This window comes from Novosphingobium sp. THN1, from assembly GCF_003454795.1.
Classification (GTDB): domain Bacteria; phylum Pseudomonadota; class Alphaproteobacteria; order Sphingomonadales; family Sphingomonadaceae; genus Novosphingobium.
On record NZ_CP028347.1, the window covers coordinates 2,036,891 to 2,051,941 of the forward strand.

General features: G+C 66.5%; 14 protein-coding genes, 1 tRNA gene, 1 other RNA gene and 2 pseudogenes. 8 read left to right on the top strand and 10 right to left on the bottom strand.

Translation table 11 applies throughout. The features are described 5' to 3' along the window. Positions 1–402: 402 nt before the first annotated feature. The 7 genes and pseudogenes from C7W88_RS10160 to C7W88_RS10190 all read right to left on the bottom strand — a co-directional run bounded on the left by C7W88_RS10160 (position 403) and on the right by C7W88_RS10190 (position 6,830). Positions 403–756, bottom strand: coding sequence for a hypothetical protein (locus C7W88_RS10160; RefSeq protein ID WP_162895990.1), 354 nt, complete (start codon positions 754–756; stop codon positions 403–405). Between the two features lie 519 nt (positions 757–1,275). Further along, positions 1,276–3,155, bottom strand: a pseudogene (locus tag C7W88_RS10165) (ABC-F family ATP-binding cassette domain-containing protein). 115 nt (positions 3,156–3,270) lie between these two features. Beyond that, complete coding sequence (locus tag C7W88_RS10170) at positions 3,271–4,101, bottom strand: hypothetical protein (RefSeq protein WP_118073444.1); 831 nt, start codon at positions 4,099–4,101, stop codon at positions 3,271–3,273. Beyond that, on the bottom strand, positions 4,098–4,823 hold the full coding sequence (locus C7W88_RS10175) for a TonB-dependent receptor (protein WP_162895991.1): 726 nt from the start codon (positions 4,821–4,823) through the stop codon (positions 4,098–4,100). The genes C7W88_RS10170 and C7W88_RS10175 overlap by 4 nt, the downstream gene beginning before the upstream one ends. A gap of 125 nt (positions 4,824–4,948) precedes the next feature. Then, positions 4,949–5,025: transfer RNA gene (locus tag C7W88_RS10180), tRNA-Ile, on the bottom strand. Positions 5,026–5,097: 72 nt separating this feature from the next. Further along, positions 5,098–6,108, bottom strand: coding sequence for a polysaccharide deacetylase family protein (locus C7W88_RS10185; RefSeq protein WP_118073446.1), 1,011 nt, complete (start codon positions 6,106–6,108; stop codon positions 5,098–5,100). Then, a complete protein-coding gene (locus C7W88_RS10190) occupies positions 6,105–6,830 on the bottom strand; it encodes a HAMP domain-containing histidine kinase (RefSeq protein ID WP_162895992.1) in 726 nt (241 codons plus the stop codon). Before C7W88_RS10190 ends, C7W88_RS10185 begins: the two co-directional genes overlap by 4 nt. A 274-nt stretch (positions 6,831–7,104) precedes the next feature. Here C7W88_RS10190 and C7W88_RS10195 point away from each other — a divergent pair, with 274 nt between their 5' ends. The 3 genes from C7W88_RS10195 to C7W88_RS10200 all read left to right on the top strand — a co-directional run bounded on the left by C7W88_RS10195 (position 7,105) and on the right by C7W88_RS10200 (position 8,586). Next, positions 7,105–7,656 (top strand): hypothetical protein, encoded by a 552-nt coding sequence (locus tag C7W88_RS10195; protein WP_118073448.1) that lies wholly within the window; start codon positions 7,105–7,107, stop codon positions 7,654–7,656. Between the two features lie 72 nt (positions 7,657–7,728). Continuing rightward, entirely contained in the window at positions 7,729–7,899 is a 171-nt protein-coding gene (locus tag C7W88_RS23120) for a hypothetical protein (protein ID WP_205525161.1), read from the top strand. A gap of 219 nt (positions 7,900–8,118) precedes the next feature. Next, positions 8,119–8,586 (top strand): Lrp/AsnC family transcriptional regulator, encoded by a 468-nt coding sequence (locus tag C7W88_RS10200; protein WP_118073449.1) that lies wholly within the window; start codon positions 8,119–8,121, stop codon positions 8,584–8,586. A 154-nt stretch (positions 8,587–8,740) separates the two neighbouring features. Here C7W88_RS10200 and C7W88_RS10205 read toward each other — a convergent pair whose 3' ends face one another. Next, a complete protein-coding gene (locus C7W88_RS10205) occupies positions 8,741–9,028 on the bottom strand; it encodes a chorismate mutase (protein WP_118073450.1) in 288 nt (95 codons plus the stop codon). 90 nt (positions 9,029–9,118) lie between these two features. Here C7W88_RS10205 and C7W88_RS10210 point away from each other — a divergent pair, with 90 nt between their 5' ends. Beyond that, entirely contained in the window at positions 9,119–10,132 is a 1,014-nt protein-coding gene (locus C7W88_RS10210) for a polyprenyl synthetase family protein (RefSeq protein ID WP_118073451.1), read from the top strand. A gap of 31 nt (positions 10,133–10,163) precedes the next feature. Further along, positions 10,164–11,180, top strand: coding sequence for an aldo/keto reductase (locus C7W88_RS10215; protein ID WP_118073452.1), 1,017 nt, complete (start codon positions 10,164–10,166; stop codon positions 11,178–11,180). A gap of 2 nt (positions 11,181–11,182) precedes the next feature. Here the strand turns inward: C7W88_RS10215 and C7W88_RS22650 are convergent, their stop codons facing one another. Beyond that, positions 11,183–11,329, bottom strand: coding sequence for a hypothetical protein (locus tag C7W88_RS22650; RefSeq protein WP_162895993.1), 147 nt, complete (start codon positions 11,327–11,329; stop codon positions 11,183–11,185). 109 nt (positions 11,330–11,438) lie between these two features. Here C7W88_RS22650 and hrpB point away from each other — a divergent pair. The 3 genes and pseudogenes from hrpB (at position 11,439) to ffs (ending at position 14,562) form a co-directional block, all read left to right on the top strand. Beyond that, positions 11,439–13,987, top strand: a pseudogene (gene hrpB, locus C7W88_RS10220) (ATP-dependent helicase HrpB). A 33-nt stretch (positions 13,988–14,020) separates the two neighbouring features. Then, the gene (locus C7W88_RS10225) at positions 14,021–14,299 is read left to right on the top strand and encodes an ETC complex I subunit (RefSeq protein ID WP_118074704.1); all 279 of its coding nucleotides are present in this window, start codon (positions 14,021–14,023) and stop codon (positions 14,297–14,299) included. 168 nt (positions 14,300–14,467) lie between these two features. Beyond that, positions 14,468–14,562, top strand: an RNA gene (ffs, locus tag C7W88_RS10230) — signal recognition particle sRNA small type. Here ffs and C7W88_RS10235 read toward each other — a convergent pair. Beyond that, entirely contained in the window at positions 14,561–15,049 is a 489-nt protein-coding gene (locus C7W88_RS10235; protein WP_118073453.1) for a DUF4188 domain-containing protein, read from the bottom strand. The genes ffs and C7W88_RS10235 overlap by 2 nt on opposite strands. Between the last annotated feature and the right edge of the window lie 2 nt (positions 15,050–15,051).

Sequence of the window (15,051 nt, forward strand, 5' to 3'; positions counted from 1 at the left end):
ATCAGTCAAGAGGTGAGATAACGACGGACGACGAGAAGGATGGTGCATTCCGCGCCTCTGCGTGAACCAAAAACCATTTTCCTACACCCCCATCCTCGCCTAGAAGTTCCCGTTTCGTTCCAAACGGGAGCCGCCCATGCCGCATGCCGCCGATCCGCATCAGCCTTCCTCCTTTGGCAGGGGCTGGATTCCCGCGAGCCGGAATATCGGGCTTCCGGGCGATTCCTGGCCGAGCGCACGCGTCCCCCTCCCGCAAGCGGGAGGGGTGAGGGGTGGGCATTCGCCGTTAGGCGAACGAGAGTTTTACACAGAAGAAGGAAGGGCCCACCCCGGCCCCTCCCGCCTGCGGGAGGGGAGAAACCAAGGGACTCCCTCCCGCCTGCGGGAGGGGAGGCGCCAGGATCACTCCTCCACCCCAACCAGTTCACGCCCACGCGCATCGCGCTGTTCCTCGAACACCTCAGCCGTCACGGGCAGGTGCGCGCGGCGGCGCAGGTGGCGGGGGTGTCTTCGCAGACGGCCTATGTCCGCCGTCGCCGCGATCCGGCCTTTGCTGCCGCGTGGGACGCTGCGCTGCTCCATGCGCGCGAGGCGGCCGAGCAGGTCCTTGCCGAGCGCGCGCTCCATGGCACCACCGAGACGATCTGGTTCCGGGGCGAGGCGGTGGGCGAGCGCCAGCGCTTCGACGCGCGGCTGCTGCTCGCCCATCTCGCCCGGCTCGATGCCCGCGCCGCGCAAGCCCCGCAAGCCGTCCACCACCTCGCCGAGGACTTCGACCACATGCTCCTCGCGCTCGCCGCGGGGAGGACACCGCCGCCGCCACCGGCCTCGCCGACCCGGCGCGCGAACGCTTCCTCGCCCGCTGCGCCCGCGAAGCCGAACAGGACTTCAAGCGCGTCTGCCCCTATCCCGCCGACGACGAACCCGACGAGGCCTGGGACGACTGGGACGAAGCCCACAAGCGCTACATCGCGCAAGCCGCCGAACTCGCCCGCCAGACCTGGACCACCCGCACCGCCGAAACCCAATCCCGCCTCGCTGCGCTGTTCGCCGAAGAGGAGGAGGACGAGGAACCCACTCAAACCCCCGTCGCCCCGGCGCAGGCCGGGGCCCATGTCGCCGACGTCGTGAGGTCAACCGCTGAAATGGATCCCGGCCTCCGCCGGGATGACGGGGAGGGGAGTGGGCAAATCACCCTTGAACCGTGTAAACCCCGTAAACCTCTCGGTGTGCTGAGGTGCGGAACCTCGCCCTCGGCGCTGGTGACCGCGACGGTCAGTTGGCCGATTCAAGCGCCTCGCCAGCTTCCAGCCACGCAGCTTCCGCTTCCTCAAGCGCCTGCGCAACCCTGGCGCGCCGCTGCGACAGGTCGCCCATGGTGAGCTTGGCGAATTCCGGCGCGGCGCTGCCCGGCTCGAACATCGCGCGGTCGATCTGGGCGAGCTCGGCCTGCAATTTGGCCACGCGCTTTTCCGCTTCGGTCTGCGCTTTCTGCAGCGCCTTGTACGTCTCGCGCGCCGCGGCCCGCGCCTTGCGGTCCTGCGCGTTGCCGCCCTTGGCCTGCTGCTCGGACGCCCCCTCGGTCTTGGGCTGGTTGCGGCCGAGGATGAAGTCGATGTAGTCCTCGATGCTGCCGTCGAATGGCTTGGCGGTGCCGCCGTCGACGAGGACCAGGCGGTCGGCCACCAGCTCGGCCATGTGCCGGTCGTGGCTGATCAGGATCACCGCGCCCTTGTAGGCATTGAGCGCCTGCACCAGCGCCTCGCGCGCATCGATGTCGAGGTGGTTGGTCGGTTCGTCGAGCACCAGCATGTGCGGCGCGTCGCGGGTGACGAGGGCGAGGGCAAGGCGCGCGCGCTCACCGCCCGACAGCGTGCCGACTTGGCTCGTCGCGCGGTTGCCCGAGAAGCCGAAGCGCCCCAGCTGCGCGCGGACCGCGGCGGGGCTCTTGCCCTCCATCGCGCGCGTCATCAGTTCGAGCGGGGTGCCGCCATCGGCGATCTCCTCGACCTGGTACTGGGTGAAGTACCCGACCTGCATCTTCCCCGTCGCCGTCATCGCCCCGTCCATCGGCGTCAGCTGCGCGGCGAGCAGGCGGGCGAGCGTGGTCTTGCCGTTGCCGTTGCGTCCGAGCAGCGCGATGCGGTCATCCGGATCGATGCGCAGGTTAAGCCGCTGCAGCACCGGCTTGCCGGGGGTGTAGCCGACAGACGCGAGGTCGAGGGTGATCAACGGCGGGCGCAGTTCCTCGGGGTCGGGAAAGTCGAAGCTGAGCGAGGGATCCTCGACCACTGCCGCGATCGGCTGCATCTTGGCCAGCATCTTGGCGCGCGACTGCGCCTGCTTGGCGGTGGAAGCGCGGGCCGAGTTGCGGGCGATGTAGTCCTTCAGCCGCTCCGCCTGCGCTTCCTGCGCGGCGCGGGCGGCGGCCTGCTGGGCAAGGCGCTCGTTGCGCTGGCGCTCGAAGCTGTCGTAGCCGCCGGGTAGAGCGTAAGCTTGCCGGCGTGGAGGTGGACGATGTGGTCGGCGACGTTGTTGAGCAGGTCGCGCTCGTGGCTGATCAGCAGCAGCGTGCCCGGATAGGCCTTGAGGAAGTTCTCCAGCCACAGCGTCGCTTCGAGATCGAGGTGGTTCGAAGGCTCGTCGAGCAGCAGCACGTCGGGTGCGGAGAACAGCAGCGAAGCGAGCGCAACGCGCATGCGCCAGCCGCCGGAGAAGCTGTCGAGCGGGGCGGCCTGCATGGTCTCGTCAAAGCCGAGGCCGATGAGGATCCGCGCCGCGCGGGCATCAGCGGAGTAGGCGTCGATCGCGAGCAGGCGGTCGTGGACATCGCCCAAGCGGTCGGGATCGGTGCAGGTCTCGGCCTCGGCCAGCAGCTGCGTGCGTTCGACATCGGCGGCGAGCACGGTTTCGAACGGCGTGGCGCTGCCGGCAGGCGCTTCCTGGGCGAGGTAGCCGAGACGCGTGCGGCGCGGCATCTCGATCGCGCCTTCGTCCGGCTCGATCTCGCCGATGATCGCCTTGACCAGCGTCGACTTGCCCGCCCCGTTGCGCCCGACCAGACCGACGCGGGCGCGTGGCGGCACGGCGACCGAGGCGCGGGAAATGATGTCGCGTCCGCCGAGGCGCACGGTGATGCCGTTGATGGTAAGCATGGAAAAAGGACGCGTCCGCTTCGGATATTCAGGAAAATTCGGGCGCGCGAGTCCCTGTCACACTCCCCCGGTGTAGGCAAGCGAAGTTGAAACCCATCAGGCCGGGCGGGTTATCTCACTTCCGCACCGCAAAGGCATACGGGATGTAGAGAAACACCTCGGTATTGCTGACTTGTGCCCAGGCGATGGCGCGATCGAGCCCGGTGACTTCGACGCCGTAACCCGCGCCGTAGGGGCTTGCAGCCTGAAGCGCGCTTCTGGCGATGCGGGCGTTGATCTCCTCGCGGTACTGCTCCGGGTTGACGATGGTCAGTGCCATCGTGCCGAGCTGGCGGATCTCGGAGCGGCCCGTGGCGGGCACGGCCTTGACGAAGGCGGAGACCTTGCGCTGGGCGTCGTCGATCGTGCCGGTGAGCTTGGCCTTGATCATCAGCCGTGCGGTGGCGGTACTGCCGTCGTCCTCGAAGCCCGGCTGGACCTTGCCGTTGCCTTCGTCCTCGTCCTCGTCATCGTCATAGCTGTCGTCATCATCCTCGTCATCAGAGGTGGTGGCAGGGCTGGCGAGGGCGGGGAACAGGGTGCGCCAGTTCTCTCGCGTGACTTCCTTTACCTCGAGTTCGCCGGTGACAAGACTGAGGCCATCGCGGCTGGCGCGGTCGAGCGCGGCGAGCAGCATGGCCTGCACTTCGCTTCGGCGCATGTCCTCGCTGCGGGAATCCGAGCCGATCTCGATGCGGCGCACGACACCGTCTGCTGTCCGGCGCAGGCCGACGGCCGGGCGTCGGTCGAGATAGGGCAGGCTGGTCATCACCGACGGCAGCCTCTCGCTGCGCTTTTGCGCCGTAACGATGACTTCGCCCATGCTGTCATCCTCCTGCGCTGACACTTGCAGGGGCGTGGCGAGCATTGCGAGCGCGACAATGCGTGACAAGGTGCGAGGGATCATGGCGCGGTCCTCCCATCGAACTGCCTCGGAGTTATCGCGTAGCGGTATGGGATATAGAGGAAGACATCGCTGGGGCTGGCCTGGGTCCAGATCACCTGCCCATCCACACCGGTCACGCTGAACGTGAAGTCCGGCCCGAAGATGCCGGCAGTGGTGCGCGCATCCTGGGCGACAAGGGCAAGGATCTTCTCGCGGTACTGGTCAGGATTGTCGACGCTGAGCGAGGTGACGGCGGACGTCTCGACCGTCGCGCGGCCATTGCCTTTTAGCGAAGCGATGAACGCCTTGAGCTTGTCCTGCGTGGCGCGGGACGATTCCTCGAGCTTGCCCCTGACCATCAGTTCGACCTTGCTGGTATCGACCCGGCCGGCGGGCACTTGCGGCAGGCTGCGGTAGTTGGCTTTTGTCACGGGTTCGAGCTGCACGGAGCCGGTCACCAGTTGGAAGCCCGACGCGGCGGCGCGATCAATGGCAGCGAGCAGTGCGGCGTCGATCTCGCTGCGGCGGGTAGCGGCGTCGCGGGTGTCGGAGACGATTGTCAGGTTCATGACCATGCCATCTGCCTGACGGCGCAGACCGACGACCGGGCGGTCCTTTTGCCAGAAGCGGGCGTCATTGCGGCTGGCGCTGACCAGCACCTCGCCGAGGCCCGCGGGTTGCGCGGTTGCCGAACTCGCGCCAAACCCCACGAGCAAGGGGACAATCCCCAAAAGCATTCGCATCAGTGCTGCCTCCCCCTCCAACCATTTGCCGGGGTGGATGCTACGGTGGAGGCGGCCTGCGGCCAAGGCAATTCATCCGCGCGCACGCGCAGCGGGAATGACTTCCACAGGATCGGTAAGGATGATGGTGGGCCCGGCAGGACTTGAACCCGCGACCTAGCCGTTATGAGCGGCCAGCTCTAACCAACTGAGCTACAGGCCCATCGCGATTTCCGCTAGCGGGGCGGTGCGTGGTTTGCAAGCACTTGAGCGGGCTTCTTGCGGCCGAAGGTCGTCAGACTTGCGCGGCGGCGATGATCTCGCGGACGCAGGTCGAACGGACGCGATTATGGGCGAGATGGGCGAAGACGCCGCGCCACCAATCATAGAACTGGTCGAGGTCATCCTCGCTGCGGACATAGGGTGTGTAGCCCGGTCGAAGCGAGGGGCTGTGGAAGGAGAACACGAGCAGGGGCAACTGGTTTTCCAGAGCCATGTCGATGCCGGTCACTGCCTCTTCGAGCGTCACGCCTTCGGGAGTGAGCGGAATGCGATCGAGCAAGCCGAGCCGGGCGAGTGCGCCGCGAAGGCGTGGCACGCGCCACATCGATGGGTAGAGCGCGGGACCATGGCGGCGCAGGTGCCCGGCGAAAACCGTGGTGAGCGGCATTTCCATCAGACCGTTGCGGCGGTCGATCCACCAGGGGCGCAATGGGTGATCGCGGAAGTTGGGGCCGCCGGTGGAGCTGTAATCGAAGCGCGAGCGGACCGAGGTGTCGATGGCGATGGCGCAATCGGACAGGACGGCTGCGGTATTCGGGCCGACACCGTAGCGTCCGGCGCGGTAGATCAGCGGGCCGACCCCGAAGGCCTGCTCGATGGTGTCGCGCAGCTTGCGGAACTTGGCACGTTCCAGATCAGCCGGAAGATTGCCGGCGAAGCTGTTGTGAACATTGACAAGTTCATCATAGGGCGGGTTGACCCAGGGGTGCAACTGCACGCCGATCTCAGCGCGCCCGGCGGAAACGGCGGCGCCGAGGACCTCGGCAGCGCGTGGGTCGCTCGCCACAGGGTAGTCGACAAGGTAGACCGGGACAACGCCCAGTCCCTCGCAGAACTGCTGGAATTTGGCGAGGCGTGGGATGTGGTCGAGGCCGTGACTGGTGCGATCCAGCGGCTTGGTCCAGTCAAATTCCTCTTCCGTATCGACCGTCAGGATAAACCGGGTGCCGAATTCGGGTGCGAAGGTGACGAAGTCCTCCGGCGATGGCAGGCGGAGGATTTCCGGAGAGGCAGAGGCGATCATGCTCGGGCCTGCAACGGCACGGTACCGCCCGGTGGTTCGTCTGCCAGCGGAATCCTGACAATGAATTGCGAACGCTCCCGCAGCAGGGTTCCGCCGCCGGATTCGAACTCTGCACGCGCGAGCCGCAAGGCGAAGCCGTTGCCGAGCATTGCCGAGGCGGCCAGCACCCCGCCACCAGCCGGTGCCTCGGGCGCGAAGAGGGCCGTATCGTCGAGCCGGTCAAGCGCGGCGGGAAGCGTTACCGCCAAGGCGGCAAAGCGTTCGTGCCGTTCAAGCGCGATGGTGATGCGCTCGCCCGGCGCGACGCTGGTGGCGACGACCGAAAGCAGGCGCCACACGCTGCGTTCGATTTCATCGGCAGCGAATGCCACGGCGAGCGGGCCTTGCGGCATGCTGACGGCGAGGCGGACGTTGCGGGCAGACAGAACAGGGGAGACTTGTTCGACCAGGCTTGCGACCAGCGCTGCCGCATCGGCCAGCCCGGTGTCGATCTCCAGCGCGCGCGATTCCAGCTTAACCAGACGCTCGATCTCTTCGAAGCCGGCGAGCATCTGTGCCGCGTCGGCTGCGATGCTGGCGGCCATGGCGCGGTATTGGTGAGGGGCGGTGCCGAAGACCTGGCTCTGGATCATCTCGGCAAAGCCCTGGATGGCGTTGATCGGCGTGCGCAGCTCGTGCAGTAGCTGGCGCAGGCGATCGGCTTCGACCGCGGCGGCGGGCACTGCAGGGGCAGTTCGGGTGCCGACGCTTCGACAAGGCGGCGCAGGCGCAGCAGGTAGCCGGCAAACCGCCCGCCGTCGCGCGTGAAGATCGGTGTGCCGTCGGCCTGCCATGAGCCGGCGACGAGATCGGCACCTTCGATCGAAAGCAAGCCTGCTTCGATCGGCTGGCGCTGCCGGAATGCACGAGCGGTGGTTTCATCGCACCGAATCGGCGCGGTGGCGTCGGCACAGAACAGGTGGCTGCCAAGCAGTACCCCGGCGGGTCGATGCCTGCGTGAACGACGCTGCCGAGCGCATCCGTGCGCAGGTCAATCGCAGTGACCGGCTTGCGCGGGGCGGCGTTTTCCTCGCCGAATGGCAGGAGCGGGGCAAGCCCGTCGCCGCGAGCGGCCTGAGGCGCGGTGGCCTCGCGTTCCTCGCGCTTGCGACGGAAAGCTTCGATCCGGCGGACGATTGCGCCGATGCCATCGTCTGTCGAAACGGGTTCGGGCAAAGGCGGGGCGGCATCGGACAGGAGCGGCGCGGGGGCTTCCGGTTCGGGCAGCGGAGCGGCCTCGATTTCAGGGCGGTCGTGTTCGACTGCGTCCGGCGCCTCCGGCTGGGGCAGGAGGAAATCGTTGATGCCGAGGCGCGAGAGCAGCTGGCGAACCGGCTCCCCCAGATCGGCGCGATGGCGTACGAAGCCACGTGCCTGCACCGGCAGGCGCGGGATCACGGCGAGCCAGTCCTCGTCGGTCAGCCGCGCGGCCGATACTGCGGCGGCTGCGGTGCGGGGGCCGCCCTGGGCAAAATGGTAAACCAGGACGGCAGAGCGGTGCGGGGCTGAGCGAAGAACGGCGGCGCATTCCTCGTCGGTCAACATGGCGCAAAGCGAATCCATGCGCTGGAGCGCGCCCGCATGCTGCCGATTCCATGCGGCGAGCGGCACCGGGCCGAGCAGATCGACCAACTGGCGCAGCTGCGTTCTGGCTGCCGTCTTGCCGGCCGCGTGGGTGCGCAGCACGGTCTCAAGGCGGTCGTCAACGATCATCAGAGCTCCGCGTGTGGCCTTTCATGCACCGTAGCGTGAAGCTCCGGACAGATTGCTAGTCCGCTGAACTAGCCCGGAGAAGGCTAACAAATCGTGCCGGTGGCGTGAAGGTGACTATCCACTGCGTTGCAATGTGGGACGGTTGCAGTATGAAACAATAAAATTATCTTGGACGGTAGATTTTGTGCGGAAAGTTGCGACTCACGCTTCTTTCCGAATTCCCCGACCGGGGTCAAACGAAACGGACGAACACGAAGAATGGCAACCCTTGATGGTATCGACCGGCGCCTGCTTGCCGAATTGCAGGCCGAGGGCCGGGTGACCAACGTAGAGCTGGCGCAGCGCGTCGGACTTACCGCGCCGCCCTGCCTGCGCCGGGTGCGCGCACTGGAAGATGCCGGCGTTATCCGCGGTTACCACGCTGATCTTGATTCCTCGAAGCTGGGTTTTGCGATCACCGTCTTCGCGCTGGTCAGCCTCAAGAGCCAGGCCGAGGAATCGCTGCGCCAGTTCGAAGACCACATGCGCACGCTGCCCGAAGTGCGTGAATGCCACATGCTCAATGGCGAGATCGACTTCATCCTCAAGATCGTCAGCCGCGACCTGCAGAGCTTCCAGGAATTCCTGACCAGCAAGCTGACGCCTGCGCCCAACGTGGCGAGCGTCAAGACCTCGCTGACGATCCGCACCGCAAAGCAGGTGCCGGGCGTTCCGCTGGAGGATTGAAAGCGGCTTCTGTTGAGTACGCTATCTGCATCCGCAGATAGCTTTTCGGCACCGGCCCGCTCCCCCGCCCGGCCACCCATTCAGGGTACTCTCGTGGTTGGCCGGGCGGGGAGCGGGCCGGTGCCGCAAGTCCCTGACGGATGTCAGGGGCGGATCAAGACGAAGACGCCGCGCGTTCGTGGTGGCGGATCACTTCCTGGATGATGAAGCGCAGGAACTTTTCCGAGAACTCGGGATCGAGCTTGGCGTCCTCGGCAAGCTTGCGCAGGCGCGTGATCTGGCGCTCTTCACGACCCGGATCGGATGCAGGGAGCTTGTTGGCAGCCTTGTAGGCGCCGACGGCCTGGGTGATGCGGAAGCGTTCGGCAAGGATGTGGATCATCGCCGCGTCGATGTTGTCGATGGACTGGCGATAACTTGCCAGAACCGGATCTTCGCTCATTCCCATTCCCCGTCCAAAGGTCGTAACGCGCCGCTACAGTGCAAGTTGCGTCTTGCCAAGCGCCCGCCTTGTCGCCAAGCGGTCTAGCCGATGACTGCCACCGTCCACACCCTGCCGCGCAAGGCCGAACCTTCGCTGGCGCCGATGATGGCCCTCGTTGCCGAGGGCATGAACAGCGTCAACGCCGTGATTCTCGACCGGATGCAATCGCGCATTCCGCTGATCCCGACCCTGGCCGGGCACCTGATCGCCGGTGGCGGAAAGCGCATGCGCCCGATGCTCACGCTCGCCAGCGCCTCACTGCTGGGATACGGCGGATCGCGCCATTACAAGCTGGCGGCGGCGGTGGAGTTCATCCACACCGCAACGCTGCTGCATGATGACGTGGTCGACGGTTCGGACATGCGGCGCGGCAAGAAGACCGCGAACATCGTCTATGGCAACCCGGCCACGGTGTTGGTGGGCGACTTCCTGTTCAGCCGCAGCTTCGAACTGATGGTCGAGGACGGCAGCCTCAAGGTGCTGCGCATCCTCTCGAACGCTTCGGCGGTGATCTCCGAGGGCGAGGTCGACCAGCTGGTGGCGCAGCGGCAGATCGAGACGACCGAGGAAATGTACCTCGACATCATTGCGGCCAAGACGGCTGCGCTGTTCTCGGCGGCGTGCCGGATCGCCGCGGTGGTGGCCGAGCGTGACGAGGCTGACGAGCTGGCGCTCGATTCCTACGGCCGGAACCTTGGCATCGCGTTCCAGCTGGCCGACGATGCGATCGACTATGATTCCGAAGTCGCCGAAATGGGCAAGGATCAGGGCGACGACTTCCGCGAAGGCAAGATGACTCTGCCGGTGATCCTCGCCTATGCGCGGGGCGACGCGGAGGAGCGCAAGTTCTGGCAGGAGGCGATTGCGGGCGACCGCTCTTCGGACGAAGACCTTGCCCACGCCATCGAGCTGATCCGCCGGCACGATGCCGTGAACGCCACGCGCGAGCGGGCGCGGATGTATGCGCAGCGGGCGATCGATGCGATTGCCGGTTTCCCGGCCAGTGCGGCCAAGGTCGCCATGACCGAAGCCGCGCTCTTCGCCGTGGCGCGGAGATTCTGATCCAGTTTCATAATCATAACGGGAGAGCCTGATGCAGCATCGTCGCCTCGGCCGGTCGGCCATTGTCGTTTCCGACATCTGCATGGGGACGATGACCTTCGGCAGCCAGGTGGACGAGGCCGAAGCGCTGCGGGTGCTCGATCGCTGCTATGACGCGGGGATCAACTTCTACGATACCGCCGAAGGCTATCCGGTGCCGCCGGATGTGAAGTGGGTGGGGCGGACGGAAGAGATTGTCGGCAAATGGCTCAAGACCAAGCCGCGCGATGCCATCGTGCTGGCAACCAAGGTTTCGGGCCCGAGCCACGTGTGGTTCCGCTCACCCTGCCGCAGCGGCATGACTGCGCTCGACCGGCGCAACATCGAAACGGCGATAGATGCGAGCCTGAATAAGCTCGGCACCGATTACATCGATCTGTACCAGACCCACTGGCCCGACCACGACACGCCCTATGACGAGACGATGGAAGTGCTGCACGAACTGGTGCAGGCGGGGAAGGTGCGGATCACCGGCTGTTCGAACGAGACGGGCTGGGGCCTGATGAAGTCGCTGGCCACCGCCGAACGGCTTGGCACAGTGCGCTACCAGACGATCCAGAACAATTTCAGCCTTAACAACCGCCGCTTCGAGGACGAATTGGCGCAGGTGTGCCGCAAGGAGGGCGTAAGCCTGATCCCCTATTCGCCAATCGCTGGCGGGGTGCTTTCGGGCAAGTACAACGGTGGAGCAAGGCCCGAGGGCGCGCGGTTCTCGCGCTATCTCGCGATGGAGGGGCGGCAGGCGCAGATGGGCAAGCGCTTCGTCAACGATCGCAGCATCGCCGCGACCGAACGATTCATGGGCGTTGCCGCAGAGGCCGGGCTCGATCCGGTAACGATGGCCGTGGCCTGGTCCAAGCAACACGACTTCGTCGCTTCGACCATCGTCGGCGTCGGGGCCGAAGGTCAGCTCGACGCGATCCTCGCCGCTGCCGATCTGGTGCTGAGCGACGATGTGATGAAGGCAGTCGACAAGGTTAGCCGCGAAATACCTTACCCCATGGGCTGAGGTTACTTGCGCCTGCCAAATCGCCGCCACAACCAGTAGCAACTGCCGCCGCAGACAGCGCCGACGCCAAGCATGACGGCGCCGATCATCGCGCCGCTGAACAGCAGGCCGGTGGTCAGCGCCACGACGAATTCCAGCGTGCTCTTCATCTCTCCCGGCCCTAACATGCTTGCTCGGTATCGACCATGAACGATCTGTAAGGGGCTGCGTTTCCCGGAGCGTTGCCTTGGGCGGGCAAAGGCCGTTAAGGCGCATGGCGTGAACGACCTGCCGATCCACGCCGTGCTGCCCGACCTGCTTTCTGCCCTGCGCGCGGGGCCGAGCGCGGTGCTGATCGCGCCGCCGGGGGCGGGCAAGACGACCGCGGTTGCGCCAGCCTTGCTGGGCGAGAAGTGGTGCAGCGGACAGGTCATCGTGTTGTCGCCGCGGCGCGTGGCGGCGCGCGCGGCGGCTGAGCGGATGGCGGAACTGCTGGGCGAGGAGGCCGGGCAGACGATTGGCTATGTTACGCGCCTCGATGCGAAGCGCTCTGCCCGAACGCGGGTGATCGTGATGACCGAGGCGATCTTCGTCTCGACCATCCTGAACGATCCGGAATTGCAGGGCATTTCCGCCGTGCTGTTCGATGAGGCGCACGAGCGGCACCTCGATAGCGACCTCGGGCTGGCGCTTGCGGTGGAGGCGCAAGGGGTGCTGCGCGAGGATTTGCGCATCGTGGTGATGTCAGCGACCATCGACGGATCGCGGTTCGCCGCGTTGCTTGGCGATGCCCCGGTGGTGGAGAGCGAAGGCAAGGCGCATCCTCTGACGGTCAAGTGGCTGGGTGCGCGGCCCGATGTCAAGATCGAGGCAGCGATGGCCTCTGCCATCCAGACGGCGTGGCGCGAGGAGACGGGGGATATCCTCGCGTTTCTGCCGGGCGTCGCACAGATCGAGCGGACGGCAGAACTGCTGGCTGAGCGCTTGCCGCAGGCACTGGTGTTGCCGCTGCATGGGCAGGTGGAGCCCGCAGGGCAGCGCGCGGCGATCCGGCGTGATGCGCAAGGGCGGCGGCGGATCGTGCTGGCGACGAGCATTGCCGAGACCTCGCTGACGCTGGATGGCGTATCAGTGGTGGTCGACGCGGGCCTTTCGCGGCGGGCGGAGTTCGACAAGGCCGCAGGGGTGACGCGGCTAGTGACGACGCGGGCGAGCCAGGCTTCGGCGGCGCAGCGGGCGGGGCGTGCGGCGCGGCAGGGGCCGGGCGTGGCCTATCGCCTGTGGGAAGAGGCGGCACACGCGGGGCGACCGGCGTTTGATCCGCCCGAGGTGGTCACGAGCGATCTGGCCCCGTTGGCGCTGACGCTGGCGCAGTGGGGGCGGGCGATCCGGCGGGGATGGCTTGGCTCGATCCTCCGCCAACGGCTGCGATGGCCGCGGCGCGAGGGGCCTTGCAGGCCTTGGGTGCGCTGGCCCTTCGACAGGCTCAGGGTGAACGGGATCATTTCGAGATTACCGTACATGGCCGAGCGATGGCGCGCCTGCCGATGGAGCCCGCATTGGCGCACATGCTGTTGTTTGCTGCAGAGCGCGGACAGGCCGACGAGGCAGCGCGACTTGCCCTGTTGCTGCAGGAGCGTGGCCTTGGCGGACGCGGCGAGGATCTGGCGCGGCGGCTGGACCGCTGGGCGGGCGAGCGCGGGAGCAGGGCCGAGGCATCGCGCAAGCTGGCGGCGCGGTGGGCGGAGCTTGCCAACAAGGTGCTTCGACAAGCTCAGCATGAGCGGGCTTCAGACGGGTTTGAGCCGGGTTCCGATGCCGAGCCCGCTCGTCCTGAGCCTGTCGAAGGACGCAAGAGCGAGGTGCCGTTGGGCGTGCTTCTGGCTGAGGCGTTTCCCGACCGGATTGCGCGGGCGCGGGGGTCTTCGGGCGAGGAGTGGCTGGCGTCGGGCGGGCGAGGCTATCGGCTCGATTCGGCATCGCCGCTGGCGACGGCGAAGTGGCTGGTTATCGGAGACGCGCAAGGCGAGGCCAAGGGCGCGCGGATCACGGCGGCGGTGGCATTGGAGGACGAGGAGGTCTCGCGCTACCTCTCGCACCGGATGGAGGAGCGGCATTCGCTGACGTGGAATGCCGCTGACGGGCGGGTGGAAGCGCGGCTCGAGCGACGGTTGGGTGCGATCGTGCTGGCGCGGGTGCCTGATCCCAAGCCCGATGGCGATGCGGTGGCGGCAAAGCTGCTTCAAGTAGTGCGCGAGGGTGGTCTGTCATTGCTGCCACTTGGTGACGCAGCGAAGGCGCTGATCGTCCGGGCAGGGTATGCGGGGTTGGAGGCATTGTCGGAACAGTCGCTGCTCGACGGGCTGGAGGACTGGCTGGGTCCGCTATTGGCGGGTCGACGCGATCTGCAAGTGGGCGCAGGCAAGCTGCACGAGGCGCTGCTCAATCGGCTCGACTGGAACGAGCGGCAGGCGCTCGACAAGCTGGCCCCGGCCGAGTTCCGCTCGCCTGCCGGTACCAGCCACGCGATCGACTATGGTCATGAAGGCGGGCCTTGCGTGGAATTGCGGGTGCAGGCGCTGTTCGGGCTGGAGCGGCATCCTTGCGTGGGGCAACCGCCAAGACCGCTGTTGCTCAGCCTGACCAGTCCCGGCGGCAAGCCGATCCAGACGACGGCCGACCTGCCCGGATTCTGGCGCGGATCGTGGCGCGATGTGGTCAAGGACATGAAGGGCCGCTACCCCAAGCATCGCTGGCCGGACGAGCCTTGGGCCGAGGACCCGAGCCTCAAGACCAAGAACGCCTTCAACGCGCAAAAGCGGACTTGATTTGCAGCCTGATTCGTGTGCAAGCGCGAAGCCATGTCAGCACGCATCTATCAGCGCCCGAAGAACGCCATGCAGTCCGGCAAGGCCCGGACCAGCGACTGGCTGCTCGAATTCGAACCCGCCGAGGCACGCCGTCCCGACCCGCTGATGGGCTGGGCCGGATCGGGCGACACGCAGAGCCAGGTGACGCTTGCGTTCAATTCGCAGGAAGAAGCGCAGGCCTATGCGGATCGCTATGGCATCGAAGTGCGGGTGATCCCGACGCCGCCGCGCAAGCTGAAGCTGCAGAGCTACGCGGATAATTTTCGTTAGTCAGGTGCGCCTTCCGCATCCGCGGAAGGCTTGCGGCACCGGCCCGCTCCCCCGGCCCGGCCACCCGAAGCATACCTCGACAGGTATGCCGGGCCGGAGGAGTGGGCCGCTGCCGCTGAACAGCACTTGGGGGCTGGACAAGCCCCTGCTTCCTCTCCATATGCCGCGCCGGGAGTCGGTCGGACGCTTGCGTCCGCCAACCTGGTCAGGTCCGGAAGGAAGCAGCCACAACGGGTTGCGGCGGGTCGGCCGGCTCCTATTTCACCCCTCAGTTGCGGCTTTCATGCGCGAGCGTGCTTCATTGCGCTTGCCGGTGGCCGGGATGAGTCCAGCGACCTTGCCGAGACCGAACGGCGGCATGTTGCCGTAGATCGTCTCGTAAGCTCCGGCAGCGACGGCGTAGGTCTCGTGGAAGATGCCGACGGTGCCGTTGCTGCCCACGGCCTTGTTGAACGCTGTCCAGGCAGGCCAGTGCTTCTGGTCGCGATCGCGGGCGTAGGCTTCGAGGCTGTCAAAATCGCGCCAGTACTGCATCATCACCACCGTGCGTGGTCCGCGCAGCATCGTCTCGACGCCAAGATAGCCGCTTTGCGGGTTGCCCGCCAATTCCCTGATCATCGGCCCCATGGCGCGGGCGACTGGGAGCCACTTGCCCACCTTGTGGAAGTGGTTGATGCGCATACCGATCACGAAGACCACCAGCGAGCGGTCAAAATCGGCGGTGAGGCGGCCTGAAAGCACTTTCGTCATGG